Genomic DNA, 17811 nt, shown 5'->3' with positions numbered 1-17811 from the left:
CGTCCGTCTGCCTGTTTCAGGCCCTTAATGGCGGCAAAGCATCGCCGGCCAATGATAGCAGCGGCTCGTAATCCGCTTCGGAGAGCAGCGCGATATCAGCGAGTCCCATCGTGGCGCGCACAGCCGCTAATGACGGCTCTCTGATGGCGGCATGCAACGCACCTCGGAGGAGGAGGATTGTTTGGCTCGATGCGTCGCCTGATGTGATGAACGGCAGACCGGGCGCCTTAGGCGTTTCGGCGATGATCCGGATGCCCTCGACCTGGGCGGGATCGAAGCGCCGGATATTCTCAAGCGTGATGCAATCGATGGCCGCGCTTTCCGCCCTGCCCTCGATAACGGCGGCAAGGCTGCCGCCGTGGCTGCCAGTCTCGATAATCCGCCCAAAGAAGCGGCCGTTGTGCGCAAGCGGAGCAACGGCGGCGCGAAAGAGATTGCTGCCGGAATTGCTGTCAGGGCTGTTGATCGCAGCTGTCGTGCCGCGCAGATCCTCCAGCACGCGAAGGGAGGAATTCTCCCGAACGATGATGAAGCTGCGCATCAGCGGCCCATCGCAGCCGGGATGGCTATAGACGGGCGTGGCCACCAGCCGCACCCGGCCGCGCAGGCTCCTGGCAAAAGGATAGCCACATGTCTGCGACAGAAGCAGATCCGGCCTCAGCCAGGCTTCATCATAGGCAACCGTCTGGTCGAGCGTTTCAGGCACCCCCGTGAGGCCGGAATGCAGGAGGTAGTGCCGGAGAAACGACCAGAGTTCGGCCGTCGCCTCCGCGAGCGGCCGGGATGTCAGGTACATGGCAATGCTGACGAGATGCATGCCGATCTTTCATTGCCCCTGCATGAGCGCTACAGCGTCCCGCGTGAAAGACGGGCGGCGCCGGAACGCAAAGGTTGAGGATCAGGCAATGCCGCCCAGGCATACATATTTGAGCTCGGTATATTCGTCCAATCCGTGCCGGGAGCCTTCGCGGCCGAGACCCGACATCTTGACGCCGCCGAACGGCGCCTCGGCGGTGGAGACAAGACCGGTATTAACCCCGACCATTCCATATTCGAGTGCTTCGGCCACGCGGAAGACCCGCGACAGATCGCGCGCGTAAAAATAGGAGGCAAGGCCGAACTCGGTGTCATTGGCCTGCTCGATGACGTCCTGCTCATCGCGGAACCGGAAAAGCGGGGCAAGAGGTCCAAAGGTTTCTTCACGCGCCACCTGCATGCCGGCAGCAACGTCACGCAGAATGGTGGGCTCGAAGAAATGGCCGCCAAGCGCGTGGCGTTTGCCTCCCGTTACGATCCCGGCACCCTTTGCGACGGCATCCTGAATATGGCTTTCGACCTTGGCAACGGCGTTGTCATCGATGAGCGGACCCAGTACGACGTCACGCTCCAGGCCATTGCCGACCTTCAACTTCGAAACCGCCGCGGCGAGCTTAGCGGCAAATGCCTCGTAGACGCCGTCCTGGACATAAAGCCGATTGGCGCAGACGCAGGTCTGACCGTTGTTGCGGAACTTGGCGATGATGGCGCCTTCGACCGCCGCGTCGAGATCGGCGTCGTCGAACACGATGAAGGGTGCATTGCCGCCGAGCTCGAGACCGAGCTTCTTGATCGTCGGCGCGCATTGCCGGTACAGCAGCTCGCCCGTCCGGGTGGAGCCGGTGAAGGTCAGGACCCGAACGTCGCGGCTGGCGGTCAGCGCTCCGCCAATTGCAGCTGCATCACCCGTGACAATGTTAAGGAGCCCCGCCGGCAGGCCGGCGCGCTCTGCGAGGACGGCGATCGCGATTGCGGAGAACGGCGTCTGCAGCGCCGGCTTGAGAACGACGGCACAGCCGGCGGCAAGCGCCGGGCCGATCTTGCGCGTAATCATCGCGTTCGGAAAATTCCAGGGCGTGATCGCCGCCACCACGCCGGCCGGTTGGCGCAGCACGAGGATCCGTTTGTCCGGTTGGTGTCCCGGGACGATCTCGCCGTTGATGCGTCGCGCCTCCTCGGCGAACCATTCGATGAAGCTCGCACCATAGGTGATTTCTCCCTTGGCCTCAGCAAGCGGTTTTCCCTGTTCCAGCGTCAGGATCATCGCCAGATCGTCGCGATTTTCGATCATCAGGCGGTGCCATGTCTTGAGCACGGTTGCGCGCTCACCGGCGGTCTTCTTCGCCCAAAGCTTCTGGGCGAAGACGGCGGCGGCGATGGCTTCTTCCGTTTCGGTTGCACCGAAATCAGGGACCGCGCCCAGCACCTCCCCTGTCGCCGGATTGCGGACCATGGCCGACGCGCGACCTTCCGCTTCGATCCAGCGATCGGCGATGGGGCATGCCTGACGGAAGAGCGAGGGATCATTGAGCTTCATGGGACAACTTTCAACAGAATACGTGAGCGGCGCCGGGATCGAAATCGAGATGGACTATATCTCCACGATTGAGCCCGGCAATAGCCTCATGGCCGAACGGCAAGCGAACCGAAAGCGCCTCGCCTGTCGCAGTCTCCGTGGAGACGTGGATATTGTTGCCGAGAAAGGTAATGTCGCTGACCGTTGCGGCAAGACCTGCGCCGGCGGCTCTTGCGCGCGACAGCCGAATGCGCTCCGGCCTCAGCATCAGCGCCGCCCTTGCGCCGGAGGTCCCTTTTCCATGCACCGGAATCTGGTTGAAGATGGCCCCGCCTCCCAGCGCGATCGTGGCCTGTCCGCCGGAAGACGACACCAGGTCACAGGAAATGAAGTCGCTGTCGCCGATGAATTCGGCGACGAAACGGGTCTTGGGATTGGCGTAGAGCTCCGGGCCGGTCCCGATCTGGTCGATGACGCCCTTGGAGAAGACGGCGATGCGGTCGGAGAGCCGCAGCGCCTCTTCCTGGTCGTGTGTGACGTAGAGGATTGTCACTTCGGTCTGCTGGTGGATGCGGCGGATCTCATGCTGGATTTCCTCGCGCAGCTTCTTGTCGAGCGCCGACAGTGGCTCGTCCATCAGGAGCACCGGCGGATCATAGGCAAGGGCCCTGGCAAGGGCGACACGCTGCTGCTGACCGCCTGACATTTGCGCCGGCTTGCGATCCTCGAAGCCTTCGAGCCGGACGAGGCGCAGCATCTCCTTGACCTTGGTGTCGATCTCGGCCTTCGACTTGCGCCGGACCTTCAGCGGAAAGGCGATGTTCTCGCCCACCGTCAGATGCGGAAACAGCGTATAGCGCTGGAACACCATGCCGATATTGCGCTTGTGCGACGGCGTGGCGAGCAGGGTCTTGCCCTCGAGCGTAATATCGCCCTTGGTTGGGTTTTCGAAGCCCGCCAGGATGTAGAGCGTCGTGCTCTTGCCGGAGCCGGAGGGGCCGAGGAAAGTCAGGAATTCACCGCGCCGGACATCGAGATTGACGTCGTGGACGGCGACGACAGGGCCGTATTCCTTACGAATTCCGCGGATCTGAAGGAATGATTCGTTCATTGTTTCAGTACCTTACGCACGACGGCCACCAGCGCCATCAAGATGATCGTCAAGAGGATGAGAAGGGTCGAGGCTGCTGCGACAACGGGTGTCAGGTCCTGCCGCAGCGTCGCCCATACCTTCACCGGCAGTGTCTGCAGGGTCGGGCTGGACATGAAGATCGCCACCACCACCTCGTCCCAGGATGTCAGAAAAGAGAAGACAGCGGCCGAAAACAGCCCATGGCTGATCGCGGGAAGCGTGACCCTGATCTTTGCCTCCAGGGGCGAAGCGCCGCAGAGCACCGCCGCGTCCTCGATCGACTTGTCGAAACCCTCGAGCGCACTCGATATGGACAGGATCGAGAAGGGCAGCGCCAGCACGAGGTGGGAAATAACAAAACCCGCCAGAGTCCCGCCCAGGCCGATCCGCAAGAAAAAGGCGTAAAGCGCCACTGCAAGAACGACGACCGGAAGGATCATCGGCGTGAGGAACAGCGCCTTCAGCGCATCGCGGAACATGAACGAACCGCGCACCAGCCCGAAGGACGTCACCAGCCCGAGCAGTACCGACAGAACCGTCACGATGACAGCTATTTTGAAGCTAATCAGAGCCGATTCCAGCCAGCGCGGATCGGCGAAGAGTTCATTGTACCACTGGAAGGTCCAGCCCGGCGGCGGAAAGATCAGCCATTGCGATGAGCCGAAAGACAGAGCCGCGATGAAGACGATCGGCAGCAGCAGAAAGGCTGCGGTCAGAAGCGTGATCGCGAGCAGGACGTATTTCCACCAGCCGAGACGGTCGAAATTGAGCAACATATCAACGTCCTCCCGGGTTCTGGTTGCCGAAGAAGCGCAGCTGCACCGCATAAAGCGAGAGAGTCACGACCAGGAGAACCAGCGCTGCGGCGCCACCCATTCCCCAATTGACCAGCGACTGCACGAACTGCGCGATCAGTTCCGCCAGCATCATGTTAGCGGTACCGCCGAGAAGCGACGGCGTAACGAAATAGCCGAGCGACATGACGAAGACCATGAGGGCGCCGGCCGCCATGCCAGGCATCGCCAAGGGCAGCAGAACGCGGGTCAGGCACTGCCAGCGGTTGGCGCCGCAAAGGGCTGCCGCCTGCAGGGTCGACGGGTCGATTTTCTTGATCACACCGTAGAGCGGCAGGATGATGAAGGGCAGCATGATATAGGTCATCCCGATCGTGACGCCTGTGAGATTGTTGACGAGCGCGAGCGGCTGGTCGATCAGGCCCATTCCCATCAGCATCTTGTTGATCAGCCCGGTCCGCTGCAGCAGCACCATCCAAGCATAGGTGCGGGCCAGCAGATTGGTCCACATCGACAAGAGCAGGATCGCAAAGATCACCGACGTCAGCCGACCGGGCATGATCGCCAGCGCCCAGGCGACGGGAAACCCGATGAGCAGCGAAATCACCGTAACGAAACCCGAGACGATGAAGGTATTGGCGAAAATCTTGAGATAGGTGGCCGATCCGATCAGTTGCGCATAATTGCCAAGACCCGGGACGGGTTCCAATACGCTGCGCAGCAGCAGGACCACCACCGGAACGACGAAAAAGATGGCCACAAAGGCAAGAGCCGGAACGACCCCGCCAAAACCTGTTGCCCTGCGTATCTTTGGCAGAGGCTCAATTGCGCCGGAGGCGTCGCTATACGTCGACATGACAGTCCTTCCCACCCGTCAATTTCCGCGAGCGGCGAGGTCCGATGAACGGGTACCGCCGCTGCAGGAGGCACGGCGAATTTTCGCCGTGCCTGTTCATCTCCAGTTTCAGCCTATTTCGCCTGCCAGGCGTACCACTTCTCGCCGATGGCATCGCGATTATCAGCCCAGTAGTTCATGTCGGCATTGACCTGGCTTGCGGTCTGCTGATCCGGCAGGGTCTTGGCGGTTTCCGGGTCCATCAGCTTGGCCGAGTCAAGATTGATCGGCGCGTACCCCGTAGCCTTTGCAAGGGCAGCCTGCGGTTCGGCCGAGGTTGCCAGCGCGATGAACTTCATCGCCGCCTCGGCATTCGGCGCGCCCTTCGGCACGACGAGCGCATCCGCAGCGGTGATGTTCTGCTCCCAGGAGGTTTCAACCTTGATGCCAGTCGCAGCAAGCGCCGTCATGCGCCCGTTCCAGACACTGCCGAACGGCGCTTCGGCGGAAGCCAGCAGCTGCTGCGACTGGGCGCCACCCGACCACCAGATGATATCGGACTTGATCGTATCGAGCTTCTTGAAGGCGCGGTCGAGATCGAGCGGATAAAGCTTGTCTGCAGGCACGCCGTCGGCAAGCAGCGCCGCTTCGATCACGCCGGGAGCCGACCATTTGTAGAAGGTGCGCTTGCCGGGGAACTTGGCCGTGTCGAACAGGTCGGCCCATGTCTTCGGGCAGGCTTTGACGGCATCGGCATTGCAGCCGATGACGAAGGAATAATAGAAGCTGCCGACCGAATAGTCGGTGACGAAGCGCGGATCGAGCTTCGACTTGTCGATGACGGAGAAGTCGAGCTTCTCGAGCTGGCCGTTCTTGCCGGCCTGGGCGGCATAGTCGCCTTCGACATCGACGACATCCCAGTTGACTTCGCCGGCCTCGACCATGGCCTTGAGTTTGCCGTAGTCGGTCGGGCCGTCCTGCACGACGGTGATGCCGGTCTTTTCGGTGAACGGGCTTGCCCATGCCGCCTTCTGCGCATCCTGGGTCGTTCCGCCCCAGCTCGAGAAGACCATGCTGTCAGCGTGCGCCGGCGCGGAGACCGCCACGAATGCGGCAACCGCCGCGAAAGCAAATGTCGTTTTCATGTTCCCTTATCCTGTTCTGGTTTGTCCTGCGGGTATGCCTTATGCCGTCAGCGCGCCTCGCTCCGGGGAGAGAAGTTTGCCGGCTTCATAATCTTGTTTTCCGCCACCTCGATCAGGTCGCGGATCTTGGGCAGGAAGGCCTGCCAGCGGGGATCGGCCAGAAGCCGCTGGCGTCTCGCCTCGCGGTCGTCCAGGCTCGTAAAGGCCCAGATGTGAACGATCTCGTTGATCGTCCCGATCTCCGAGAAGAAGTAGCCGACGAGCGTGCCGAGATGGCTCTTCTGGATTTCGATGCCCTCTTCCTCGACGACCTTGAGATATTGCGGGATCGTCCCGTTCTTCAGCCGATAGGTGCGGATCTCGTAAAACATCGCGTCACCTCATCACGAAAGGATCGGGGATCGGATCGTCGGAGGTCCTCAGCCAGATCGTCTTGGTGCGGGTATAATCGAGCGCCGCGGCCATGCCGCCTTCCCTGCCGTGTCCCGACAGGCCGAAGCCGCCGAAGGGCGCGATCGGCGAGACGGCACGGTAGGTATTGACCCAGACGATCCCGGCGCGGATGCCCTTCATCAGCCGGTGCGCCCGGGTGAGGTTCTGGGTGAAGATGCCGGAGGCCAGGCCGTAGCGGGTGTCGTTGGCAAGCTTCAGCGCCTCGGCCTCGGTCTCGAAGGAGACGACGGAGAGGACCGGCCCGAAGAACTCCTCGATCAGTGAGGGCGAAGCGACATCATCACAATCGAGGATCGTCGGCGGGAAATAATAGCCTTCGCCGTCGATCTTGCGTCCGCCGGTGACGAGGCGGGCGCCGCTTTCGATCGACTTCTCGACGAGAGCGCCGATATTGTCCTGCTGGCGCTTGGTCGCAAGCGGGCCGACTTCGGTCGCCATGTCGAGCGGCGCGCCGATGCGGATCGCCTGCGCCTTCTCGCGCAGCAACGCGACGAACCGGTCCTTGACGCTGCGCTCGACGATCAGGCGCGAGCCGGCAACGCAGCTCTGCCCCGTCGCCGCGAAAATGCCCGCGACCTGGGCGTTGGCGGCGCTTTCGAGGTCGGCGTCGGCAAAGACGATGAAGGGCGACTTCCCGCCGAGTTCAAGCGAGGTAGAGGCGAGATTTTCGGCCGAATTGCGCACGACGTGCCGGGCGGTTTCGGGACCGCCGGTAAAGGCGACATGCGCGACCTTCGGGTGACGGCCGAGGGCCGCACCGCAGGAGGCGCCGAAACCGGTGATGATGTTGACGACGCCGGCGGGAAAGCCTGCCTCATGCACCAGGCGCGCGAATTCAAGCAGCGGCGCCGGCCCGTCTTCCGAGGCTTTGACCACCATGGTGCAGCCGGCCGCGAGCGCCGGGCCGATCTTCACCGCCGACAGGAAGAGCTGGCTGTTCCAGGGCACGACCATGGCGACGACGCCGATCGGCTCGCGGCGAAGCCAGACGTCCATATCGGGCTTGTCGATCGGCAGGTAGGAGCCTTCGATCTTGTCCGATATGCCGGCATAATAACGGTAATATTCGGCGACATAGGCGATCTGCGCTGAGGTTTCGCGGATGATCTTGCCGGTGTCGCGCGTCTCCAATTCAGCGAGGACCTGGGCGTTGGCGGCAACCAGATCGGCGAGCTTGTAAAGCAGCTTGCCGCGTTGGGTGGCCGTCATCTTCGCCCAGGGGCCTTCGTAGAGCGCCTTTTCGGCAGCGTTCACAGCTCGATCGACATCATTCTCGCGCGCCTCGGGCATTTCCGCCCAGACCGTGCCGGAAGCCGGATCGATACTCGGATAGGAAGCTTCGCCATTCGAGAATTCGCCGTCGATATAATGCTGGAAACGCCGCATGGTCCTACTCCTGAAATGCCGGCATGACTTCGGCGATGAAGCGCTCGAGCGACGCCTTCTTGCGCTCGAAACTCATGCCGGTGTCGATCCAGAAGGAATATTCATCGTAGCCGAGCGCTTCATAGGCCTTGAGCCGGTCGATGACGGTCCGGGCGTCTCCAACAACATTGTTGGTGCGCATGACCTGATCCGACAGCATGGCGTTCGCTCGGATCTGTTCGTCCGGAATCCGTTCGATCAGGCCTTGGGTAACCGGCTTCTCATTCTTGAACCAGGCGAAGAAGTAGTTGTAGTAGACGCTGAGTTCATGGGCGGCCTGGGCGACGTCGTCTTCCGACGAGCCGACATAAGTGTGGCGCAGCAGCATGATCTTCGGCCGCTCGATATCGGGGTTCTTGGCGCAGGCATCGTTGAAGCGGTCCATCAGCGACTGGACCTCGTCATCACCCTGCCAGAGCGGCGTGACCTGAACGTTGCAGCCGTTGGCGACGGCAAATTCGTGCGAGTTCGGATCGCGCGCGGCGACCCAGATCGGCGGGTTCGGCTGCTGCAGCGGCTTCGGCGCCGAAGTGGTGGCAGGAAATTTGAAGAACTCCCCGTCATGGGCATAGTCGCCGTTCCAGATGCCCTTGACCGCCGGGATGAGTTCTCGCATGCGCTGGCCGGCGCCCCAGGCGTCGAGGCCGGGCAACAGACGCTCGTATTCGAAGGAATAGGCGCCGCGGGCGATGCCGATGTCGAGCCTTCCGGCGCAGATGATGTCGGTCATCGCCGCTTCGCCGGCAAGCTTGATCGGATGCCAGAAGGGGGCGATCACCGTCCCCGTCCCGAGCCTTGCCCGCGATGTGCGGCGCGCGAGATCGGCAATGGTCACGAAGGGATTGGGGGCAATGGTGAAATCCATGCCGTGATGTTCGCCCGTCCAGATCGCATGCATGCCGCCCTTGTCGGCGATCTCGCAGAGCGCGACGAATTCCTCATAGAGGCTCTTGTGGCTCTGGCTGGCGTCGAGCCGTTCCATATGGACGAAGAGGGAGAACTTCATGCTTTTGCGCCCTTGGCTGGAATAGGATGAATTGTGCCGCCGGTCTCGTCACCGAAATAGACGCCGAAATTGCCGATCGAGCTTTCCATCGCGAAGCGGTTGACGATATCGGCGGTCGAGCTGGTCTTGAATTTTGCCGCAGCTAGGGCGTCAGGTTTTACGAACCTGCCGCCGGCGGGCTCACCGTCTCCGGCAACGGCGTGATAGACGATGTGCTGCTTCCCATCGCTCTTGCCCTCATAGACCGAATAGAGAAAGCCGATGCTGACCTTCAGCCCGGTGAGCTTCTCCAGATATTCCTGCAGCGCCTCGGTCGGGTTGCCGTCATGAGCGTCGACGCTCGGCAGGGAGAGCACATCGTCGCCGAGCAGAAGAACTTCTCCGCGGCGCTCGACGACGGCTGCGAGTTCGATATTGCCTTCGCTTGCCGCGGAAACCGCCTTGCTTGCGAGCGTCGGCGTGAAATAGCCGCCGCGCGCATAGCCGAGACCGTTGCGGCCGCTATTGTCGAAGGATTCGATACGCCCCATCAGGATGACATGGTCGCCGGCCTCGACGACCTGTTCCATGGCGCATTCGAACCAGGCGGCCACATTCGAGAAGATCGGGCAGCCCGCCGATCCCTTGGCCCATTCGACTGCCGCAAATCTGTCTTCGACCGGCCGCGCAAACGTGTTCGACACGTCCTTCTGCGTTTCCGACAGCACGTTGATCGCGAAATGCGGCGTACCGGTCATGGTGGCGAAATTGCGCGACGTCTTGGCAAGGCAGACGAGGAGCAAGGGCGGATTGAGCGAGACCGATGTGAAGGAGTTCGCGGTGAAGCCGATCGGATTTCCTTCCCCATCGCAGGCGGTGACGACGGTCACGCCTGTGGGAAAAGCGCCGAATGCATCTCGCAATGCCCTTGGGTCGACAGTCTGGATTGTCATCGTTCATCCTCCCCGAACGACAGCCACTCGGCGAGCAGCGAATTGACGATATCAGGCGCGGTCAGGTTCACCATATGACGATGGCCTTCGACGATGCGGGCCCAGCCCTTCGGCGCAAGCGCCGCCATCTGTTGCGCCATCAGAGGTGTCGAATTCGGATCATCGGACCCCGTCAGGAACAGGGCCGGCCCAGCCACGTCTTTCCAGCGATCGGCATAGGTCTCGTCTCCGCCGGCAAAAGCGGCATAAGCAACCGCATAGCCGTCCGGATCGACGCGACTGAGCCATTCTCGCGTCAGTTCCCGCGCAACGACGCTGTCTGCATCATCGCCGAACCAGCGCGCCAGCGGGCCTTCCTTGTCGACGCCCGTCAGCGGAATGGCCGCGGCCCGCGCGAGCACAGCGGCCTTTGCTTGCGGATCGCGCCTGTAAACGCCGTTAAGATACGCGACACGGCTGATCCGTTCGCCGAACGTCGCCGCCGCTCCTCCGGATACCAGCGCCCCCATCGAGTGGCCGGCAACATTCACCCCATCGATCGCCATCTCGTCGAGAAAGCGCCCGAACCAGGCGACGAACTCCTCCAGGCGGCTGCCCGCCGGCAGTTTTGCGCTCTCGCCATGCCCCGGCATGTCGACGGCAATGACGCGGTGGTCGGCCGACAGAAAGGTGATCTGCGGCGCCCAGGCTTCGAGCCGCATGCCGACGCCATGAATGAGAACCAGCGGCTCGCCGCTGCCGGCCTCGTGATAGGCCGTTCCGCCTGGCGTCTTCTTTCGGGGCAAGTCACCGGCACCTTTTGCTGCAGCGGCGCCCGAGATCGATCCGGCTGTCAGCATCTCAGCGCCCACCCTTTCAAACGCCCGCCGGGTTGGCGACGTCCTGCCCAAGATCCTTCAGATCCTGGTAGCGGTCACCGATGCGGTGATGAGGACGCCCGCCCACCGACGCGCCAAGAGCCACGACAATCTCATCGGCGGCCGGCGCATCGGGGATCGAAGTCTGGATGGTGAGATAGTGCGAGCGGCGGCCTTCATCGTTCTTGTCCATCAGCGGGATCATGATCGGCGCATTGGCAGGACCGCGCGTATTGCAGAAGGCGAGATAGGATTTGGCGCCGACGGCATGGCGATAAAAATTGCCGAAGCGCAGCGTGTGGATGAGCGCGGAGGCATGTTCGATTTCACCATCCAGGCCGACGACGGCGGCCTTGCCATAGGCTTCGACCGCATCGCCGGAACCGACCGCATCGATGATCATCTTGGTCAGCAACTCACCGAGAACCGGAGCGCCCGCATGGATTTCGGGCTTGAGATCTTCGACAAAGCCGCGGCCCGCCCAGGGGTTCTTCACGACCGCGAAAGCGGAAAACAGTTTTAGCGGCACCGCCGCGGCCTTGCCGCCTTCGATCAGCGTCGTTTCGATCTGCAATCCCGTCTTGCGAATTTGAATGGCCATGGAACACCTCATCTCTCTACTTTATATTATGGTATACCATAATATACCGATGTCAAGTTGATGTTTGCGATGACGCGGATTGAGGTTCGATCCTTGAAAATCTGCGGTTTTCCGCCCGTCAGCAGCGACGCGGCAGGCAGAACAATCCCAGTGCTTACGATGTCACATTATATATTATTGATTATGGCATACCATCACATCGAGCAAAGACAGGTGTCAAGCTCGAAGTGTAGAGCTCCGGGGAACGTGAATCGCGATGCGCAAAGGCATCGACAAATGTCGATGCGACAGCACCTCGTCGGAGATCTGCAGTGGCCCCTAATGCAATGAGACGGGTTTTAAAAAGTTATTCAGCAGGCTTCTGGGCGGATAGCACCGCTTCTGCAATGGCACTTGCCGCCGCGACATGATCCATCGCCGCCCGCTGGGCGCCCTCGCCGTCGCCGCGACGGATGGCATCGACGATCTTCGACATCTGCAGCGGCCCTTCGATGCCGCGTCGTTCCGTCTTGATCGTCATCGAGCGCAGATGGTTGATGCGCACGGTCAGCAGGTTGACGACGCCCCAGGCGACATGCCTGTCGACCATGGTGAACAGCGTCTGATAAAAGGACGAGGTATTGGTCAGCACGCCCGCCATATCGCTGTCGCGATAGCTGTTGCGGATTGCGGTCAGGGATTCCTCGAGCGCGGCGACGATCTCGGGGCTGCCGCGCTCCGCGCAGAGCCGCGCCGCCATGCCTTCAAGCGCACCGCGGATCTCATAGATCTGCTTGGCTTCCTCGATATCCAGCTGGGCGACGATCGGTCCCTTGTTCGGCAGATTGGCGACGAGCCCTTCCGATTCCAGATGCCGCAGAACCTCGCGCACCACCGTGCGGCTGACGCCGAGCTGAGCGCAGAGGTCGCGCTCGACAAGCCGGTCCCCGGGACGGAAGTATCCGTTGACGATGGCCTCGCGGACCTTGTCGAGCGCCAGTTCCCGCAAGGTCTTCGTAGGACGCTCGACCCTGATTGCTGCGTCCTTCAGAGCACCGCTCATGCTGTACCTCGGGGTTGGATTGACTTCGCAGGCTCAAGCTTTGCTGCAGCAGTCGAACTCGGGAATCGTATTATGGCCTACCAAATACTGTAGCTGTCGGCGGCCAGCAATTCAACAGCACCGTGCCGATCCGAGATTATCAGCCTATGCCTCGGACTTCAGCCTCGCCCTGACGATCTCTTCGGCCACGGCCTTCGCCTGCAGCCGAATGTCGGGGACGGCGGTGATCTCCCAGAATTGCCCCGCCGTCAAGGCGCCGACGGCAAACAGCCGCGCGGGCGAGATCCGGGACGGAGCCGTCACTTCGGAAGCCGCATCCACCTGGATGCCGAGGCCAAGCGGATCAGGGACGACCAGCTGAAATCGGCTCATCTCCTTCAGAAGCGGCGAATGGCTGATCCCGGCGCGCTCCATGCCCGTGCAGTTGACCAACCAGTCCGCCTTGATCTCGGCGATCTCGCGCTTGGCTCTGACCCTGTATCCGGCGACCAGCCTGTCATCTTCGGCCTCGAGCGATTTCAGGAAGCCGGCGTGAAAGCGAACGGTTCCATTCGAGACCAGCGTCTCGAAGCCGGCGAATACGTCGGGCGCGACCCGGTGACGGTGGATATTCCACCAGGGAAGCGCATGCCGCAGGAACCGTGCTCGCTCATCGTGCGAAAGCCGCTGCCAGAGAGCCTGCGTGGCCGGCCTCAGGCCGTCCATCACGCTCCGCCAGTCGGCGACCTCCCTGCTCTTTTCCCGCAAGATCTTCAACAGGCCGCTGATCGTAGCCGGAAGCGTGTGCACGTCGATCGGCAGCGGCGCGGGCGGCGTCCTTGCATGGCCGAGCGGTGCCAGGCCGCGCCGCGAAAGCACCTCGATTCTGCCCCTATGACCATGGGCGCGAAGTGCCAGAACCTGATCGATCATCGTCAGGCCAGAGCCGAGAATACAGACCGCATCGGACGGTGCGACACGCCTCAGCCATGAAAGCCGCCATGGGTTCTCGACGATCCGCGATCGCAAAAATGGCGGGACGCCGGCCGGATCGACCGGAAGATTCGCATTTCCGACGCCAAGACAGAGCACCACATTCTTTCCAGCAATCTCGTCGCCATTGCCGAGATGGAAGGCGAGCGTGCTGGTGTAGCGCTCCACGCATCCGGCCGCCTTGGCCTTGATGAAGTCGACCCGGCAACGGCCATCCCGCTTGCGCAGCAACCGCGCAAGCGTATCCCTGACATAAAGGCCGTAATCGCTGCGCGAGGCGAAATCGCCGACCTGCATAGGGCGTCCATGGCTTTTCAGCCAATCGACGAAATCGTCCGGATGATGGGGCAGCAGGCTCATACGGCCGGCGGGAACGTTCAGGCGATGGAGATAGAGCTCCGTCCGGTAAGCCGTCCCGCGCCCGAAACCGGGATCGTCGCCGACGACGGCGATCGTCGCCGCAGTGGGGAGCTGCTCGATGAGATTGCAGGTCACGGCAATCGCTGAAAAACCGGAACCGACGACGATCACATCATATATCAATGCATTCTCCCCGAAGCTGCGGAACGCCGGCTCTTGTCGGACCCCGACCCGGGGATCACTCAAGCGTCAGAATCACGAAAACAATTATCTCTATAGTCTATAAATATAGTTTGTTATTTCTCCCGCCAGCCCCTTCTCGGCGATTACCCTTTGAAGGTGAGATCAAGGGGCCGGGTGGCCCTCGAACAAAGGGGCTCAAGATGAATTTCAGAAATTTGCTTGCCGCAATCGCCGTCGGCGTCGGCACTCTCGCAACGGCGATCGCCGCCGAGGCGGCGGACAAGAAGGTCGTCGTCGGCTATCAAACCGACGCCCTGCCGTCTTCCGTGGCAATCGCCAACGGCGAATTCGCCAAGGACACGGGATATGACATCGACTTCCGCAGGTTCAATTCCGGCGCCGAGATTTTCGCGGCCATTGCGTCGGGCGACGTCCAGGTCGGCTATGTCGGCTCCAGCCCGTTTGCAGCTGCGGTGTCGCGCGGGCTCGAGGTCAAGGCCTTCTACCTTGCCTCCATCTCCGGCGTCGATGAGGCTCTGGTCGTCCGCAACGGCTCGGGCATCGAAAGCCTGAACGATCTGAAGGGCAAGAAGCTTGCCGCCGCGCCTGTCTCCACCGACCACTATCAGCTCCTGGCGCTGATCAAATCGCTTGGCCTGACCGAAAAGGACGTCCAGGTTTTCGCAATTCCGCAGCCGGAGATCGTCGCGAGTTATAATCGCGGCGATATCGACGGCGGTTTCGTCTGGGATCCGGCGCTCACCGAACTCAAAAAGAACGGCAAGGTGCTGGTGACCTCCAAGGATGTGGCGGACAAGGGAGCGCCGACATTCTCCGCCTGGGTCGCCACTTCGAAGTTCGCGACCGATAACCCGGAATTCCTGAAGGGCTTCGCCTCGGTCATCAACAAATACTACGCCTCCTTCGCATTGGATAAGGCCGCCTGGGGGCCTGACAGCGACAATGCCAAGTCGCTCGCCAAGCTTCTCGGCGGCACCGCCGAGCAGCAGGCCTCGGCCCTCAAGAACCTGACGCTGCTGACCCCGGAAGTGCAGGCATCGGAGGCCTGGCTCGGCGGCGGCGAGAAGGCCGGCGCCGGCAAGATCCTCAAGGACACGGCATCGTTCCTGAAAGAGCAAGGCAAGGTCTCCGACGTGCTGGCAAATTACGGCGCCTTCGTCACCGCCGACGCACTTACCAGCGTCAGCAACTGATCCTCCCCGATGCCGGCGCGACCATCGTCGCGCCGGCATCGAACTTGCGAGTCGCACCATGCTTAAAGTCGATCACGCCAGCGTTTTCTTCGCAGCCCGGGACGGGCGGACCGTCCACGCGCTCGATCGCGTTTCCTTCGATATCCCCGAACGGGGTTTCGTCGTCGCGCTCGGCGCCTCGGGATGCGGCAAATCAACCCTTCTCAACGCGATCGCCGGTTTCCTTCCGTTGTCAGATGGCCGGATCACGCTCGATGGCCGCGCCATCGAACGGCCGGGCGCCGATCGCGGCGTCGTCTTTCAGAAAGATGCGCTGCTGCCCTGGAAATCGCTGGCCGACAATGTCGCCCTTGGCCTGAAATTTGCCGGTGTCAGCCGCAAGGAGCGGCAAACGCGCGCGCTCGAACTGCTCCGGCTGGTCGGTCTCGACGAATTTGCCAATGCCTTTCCCTACGAGCTGTCGGGCGGCATGCGCCAGCGGGTCGGCATCGCCCGGGCGCTTGCGACCAATCCCGATATCCTGCTGATGGACGAGCCTTTCGGCGCGCTCGACAGTCTGACCCGCGAGCAGATGCAGGAACTGCTGGTTTCCGTCTGGGACAAGACGGCGAAGAAGATTTTCTTCATCACCCATTCGATCGAAGAGGCGCTGTTTCTCGGCACGCAGGTGCTCGTCATGTCGCCTCGGCCTGGGCGCGTCGTCGCCCGCTTTGATCTCGATTTCATCAGCCGCTTCGCCGAAACCGGCGACGCACGAGCGATCAAGGCCTCGCCGCAATTTGCCGAGCTGCGCGAAGAGATCCGCGCCATTCTCCACAGCAGCGAAGATTTGAGGAGCGCCGCATGAGCGATGTAATACAGGCCTCGCCGGCTGCGGCCCACGTCCAGGATCATCAGGTCAAGCTGGTGAAAATGGGCGGCTTCGGCGCCGGCGAGAGATCAACGGTCGCCATCAGTGTTGCCACCGCGCTGGCAATCCTGCTGCTGTGGTGGCTCGTCGCTGCCCTTGGCATCGTCCCGCACCTTTTCCTGCCGCGTCCCGATGAGGTGCTGACGCAGATCGGCGTCATCTATCGCGATGGTTACGCCGGTGCATCGCTTTCTGAACACGTCGCTGCAAGTCTGTTCCGCATCGTTGTCGCGGCTCTCATCGCCATCTCCGCCGGCATTCCGCTAGGATTGCTCATGGGCCTGAACCGCTGGGCCAAAGGTGTGCTCGATGCGCCGATCGAGTTCTACTGGCCGCTTCCGCCGCTCTCTTACCTGCCGCTGATGATCATCTGGCTCGGCATTGGCGAGACGTCGAAGATCACGCTGCTGGTGCTGGCGATGTTTGCGCCGATCTGCCTTTCAGCCCAGGCCGGCGTTCGTTCGCTGCCGATCGAGCGCGTCAATGCCGCCCGTTCGCTGGGTGCCAACCGGCTGCAGCTCTTCATCGACATCGTCCTGCCGTCGGCCCTGCCCGAAATCCTCACCGGCATCCGCATTGCGCTCGGCGTCGGCTGGAGCACGCTGGTCGCGGCCGAATTGATCGCCTCGACGCGCGGGATCGGTTTCATGATCATGTCGGCGTCGCAATTCCTGGCAACCGACGTCGTCTTTGTCGGCATCGCCATCATCGCGGCCTGCGCCTTCACCTTCTCGGCCGCCATCCGTTTCCTGGAGACCTACCTTGTGCCTTGGAAAGGCAAGCTCTGAGGGAATGCAGGTAATTCAAAACGTCAAAGCGCCGCGGGTCTGAAAAGACGCGCGGCGCTTAACGCCTCTGCGCAACCTCGTTCAGACCATGGATCGATTGAAGTTCGGCGGCGACGAGCTCCTGGAGGCGCCATAAATTGCGATCTCGAATGCCGCGTTCTTCCAGATGCTTCACCGTCAGATAGAGGTATTCGGCGCAGGAGCCCACATGTCCGCAGGCCCTGGCAAGCACGCGCGCCACCGTCTCCAAAGGCAATCTGCGGGAAACGCGCTCGCCTTTCGGGCCGGCCCAAAAGACCAGCGCGCGCACGAAGCCATGTGCGGTCTCGACAGGAATCCAGCGAACCGTCGCCGCATCTTCGATCGTGCCGACCTCACGGCGGATCAAGCGTCGAATCTGGCCGAGGCGATCGTCATCGGCAAGCCTGAAGAGGATGCCATTGCAGCGTCCGCCGCGATCAAGCGCCATCATGAGGCCAGGCTGCGCCCGGCTTCCCCGCCAACGTGTCATCTTCAGGCAGAAGGACCGATGCCAACCCCTGGCTGCGCCGCGCTGCCACTCGACGGCATCGAAGTCCGGCTTCCATATCAATGATCCATAGGCGAAGACCCAGAGCGGCGCGCCGGCGGATTCCTGGAGCAGCCGCCTGGCGAACATCTCCACCTCCATCTCGGTCAGCGGTGTGCGGTGCGGCTCGGGACCGGGATCGAGCTCGGGGCGAAGGCTGAGCGACACGAGCTCGTCCGTAAGAGCCATGCTGGTTGCACTGAGCATCCGAACCTCGCTTCGCCGGATTATCACCTGCCTATGCTCGGCGATATCGGTCACG

18 protein-coding genes are annotated in these 17811 nt (G+C 62.0%); 3 read left to right on the top strand and 15 right to left on the bottom strand.

Annotated elements, in window-relative coordinates; all coding sequences use genetic code 11:
• Window positions 1-16: 16 nt before the first annotated feature.
• The 14 genes from Tal182_RS23160 to Tal182_RS23095 all read right to left on the bottom strand — a co-directional run bounded on the left by Tal182_RS23160 (window position 17) and on the right by Tal182_RS23095 (window position 14069).
• Complete coding sequence (locus Tal182_RS23160) at window positions 17-817, bottom strand: PhnD/SsuA/transferrin family substrate-binding protein (protein WP_085861161.1); 801 nt, start codon at window positions 815-817, stop codon at window positions 17-19.
• A gap of 81 nt (window positions 818-898) precedes the next feature.
• Window positions 899-2353, bottom strand: coding sequence for an NAD-dependent succinate-semialdehyde dehydrogenase (locus Tal182_RS23155; RefSeq protein ID WP_085861160.1), 1455 nt, complete (start codon window positions 2351-2353; stop codon window positions 899-901).
• A 10-nt stretch (window positions 2354-2363) separates the two neighbouring features.
• Window positions 2364-3443, bottom strand: a complete 1080-nt coding sequence (locus tag Tal182_RS23150) for an ABC transporter ATP-binding protein (protein WP_085861159.1) — start codon at window positions 3441-3443, stop codon at window positions 2364-2366.
• The gene (locus Tal182_RS23145; RefSeq protein WP_085861158.1) at window positions 3440-4240 is read right to left on the bottom strand and encodes an ABC transporter permease; all 801 of its coding nucleotides are present in this window, start codon (window positions 4238-4240) and stop codon (window positions 3440-3442) included. Before Tal182_RS23145 ends, Tal182_RS23150 begins: the two co-directional genes overlap by 4 nt.
• 1 nt (window position 4241) lies before the next feature.
• Window positions 4242-5114 (bottom strand): ABC transporter permease, encoded by an 873-nt coding sequence (locus Tal182_RS23140; RefSeq protein WP_085861157.1) that lies wholly within the window; start codon window positions 5112-5114, stop codon window positions 4242-4244.
• Between the two features lie 113 nt (window positions 5115-5227).
• Window positions 5228-6238, bottom strand: a complete 1011-nt coding sequence (locus tag Tal182_RS23135; protein WP_064806706.1) for an ABC transporter substrate-binding protein — start codon at window positions 6236-6238, stop codon at window positions 5228-5230.
• Window positions 6239-6285: 47 nt separating this feature from the next.
• On the bottom strand, window positions 6286-6609 hold the full coding sequence (locus Tal182_RS23130; RefSeq protein ID WP_085861156.1) for an NIPSNAP family protein: 324 nt from the start codon (window positions 6607-6609) through the stop codon (window positions 6286-6288).
• Window positions 6610-6613: 4 nt separating this feature from the next.
• On the bottom strand, window positions 6614-8077 hold the full coding sequence (locus Tal182_RS23125; protein ID WP_085861155.1) for an aldehyde dehydrogenase: 1464 nt from the start codon (window positions 8075-8077) through the stop codon (window positions 6614-6616).
• Between the two features lie 4 nt (window positions 8078-8081).
• Window positions 8082-9122, bottom strand: a complete 1041-nt coding sequence (locus Tal182_RS23120; protein ID WP_085861154.1) for an LLM class flavin-dependent oxidoreductase — start codon at window positions 9120-9122, stop codon at window positions 8082-8084.
• Window positions 9119-10054, bottom strand: coding sequence for a flavin reductase family protein (locus tag Tal182_RS23115; RefSeq protein ID WP_085861153.1), 936 nt, complete (start codon window positions 10052-10054; stop codon window positions 9119-9121). The genes Tal182_RS23120 and Tal182_RS23115 overlap by 4 nt, the downstream gene beginning before the upstream one ends.
• Complete coding sequence (locus Tal182_RS23110) at window positions 10051-10893, bottom strand: alpha/beta hydrolase (RefSeq protein ID WP_085861152.1); 843 nt, start codon at window positions 10891-10893, stop codon at window positions 10051-10053. The genes Tal182_RS23115 and Tal182_RS23110 overlap by 4 nt, the downstream gene beginning before the upstream one ends.
• Before the next feature lie 16 nt (window positions 10894-10909).
• On the bottom strand, window positions 10910-11512 hold the full coding sequence (locus Tal182_RS23105; protein ID WP_004676653.1) for an amino acid synthesis family protein: 603 nt from the start codon (window positions 11510-11512) through the stop codon (window positions 10910-10912).
• Window positions 11513-11858: 346 nt separating this feature from the next.
• Window positions 11859-12554 carry a GntR family transcriptional regulator gene (locus tag Tal182_RS23100; protein WP_085861151.1) on the bottom strand — a complete coding sequence of 232 codons (696 nt, stop codon included), beginning with the start codon at window positions 12552-12554 and terminating at the stop codon, window positions 11859-11861.
• Window positions 12555-12698: 144 nt separating this feature from the next.
• Window positions 12699-14069 carry an FAD/NAD(P)-binding protein gene (locus tag Tal182_RS23095; RefSeq protein WP_085861150.1) on the bottom strand — a complete coding sequence of 457 codons (1371 nt, stop codon included), beginning with the start codon at window positions 14067-14069 and terminating at the stop codon, window positions 12699-12701.
• Window positions 14070-14269: 200 nt separating this feature from the next.
• Between Tal182_RS23095 and tauA the strand changes: the two genes are divergently transcribed.
• From tauA to Tal182_RS23080, 3 genes are read left to right on the top strand one after another with little or no spacing between them, the layout of a single operon-like run.
• On the top strand, window positions 14270-15283 hold the full coding sequence (gene tauA, locus Tal182_RS23090) for a taurine ABC transporter substrate-binding protein (protein ID WP_085861149.1): 1014 nt from the start codon (window positions 14270-14272) through the stop codon (window positions 15281-15283).
• A gap of 58 nt (window positions 15284-15341) precedes the next feature.
• Complete coding sequence (locus Tal182_RS23085) at window positions 15342-16130, top strand: ABC transporter ATP-binding protein (protein WP_085861148.1); 789 nt, start codon at window positions 15342-15344, stop codon at window positions 16128-16130.
• Window positions 16127-16981: an ABC transporter permease subunit gene (locus Tal182_RS23080; protein WP_085861147.1), complete on the top strand. Its 855-nt coding sequence runs from the start codon at window positions 16127-16129 to the stop codon at window positions 16979-16981. The genes Tal182_RS23085 and Tal182_RS23080 overlap by 4 nt, the downstream gene beginning before the upstream one ends.
• 58 nt (window positions 16982-17039) lie before the next feature.
• Here the strand turns inward: Tal182_RS23080 and Tal182_RS23075 are convergent, their stop codons facing one another.
• Entirely contained in the window at window positions 17040-17810 is a 771-nt protein-coding gene (locus Tal182_RS23075) for a gamma-glutamylcyclotransferase (RefSeq protein ID WP_085861146.1), read from the bottom strand.
• Window position 17811: the final 1 nt, after the last annotated feature.

The organism is Rhizobium sp. TAL182 (assembly GCF_002117725.1).
In the GTDB taxonomy this organism is placed as follows: domain Bacteria; phylum Pseudomonadota; class Alphaproteobacteria; order Rhizobiales; family Rhizobiaceae; genus Rhizobium; species Rhizobium esperanzae.
This window is presented reverse-complemented; position numbering and strand designations above follow the sequence as displayed.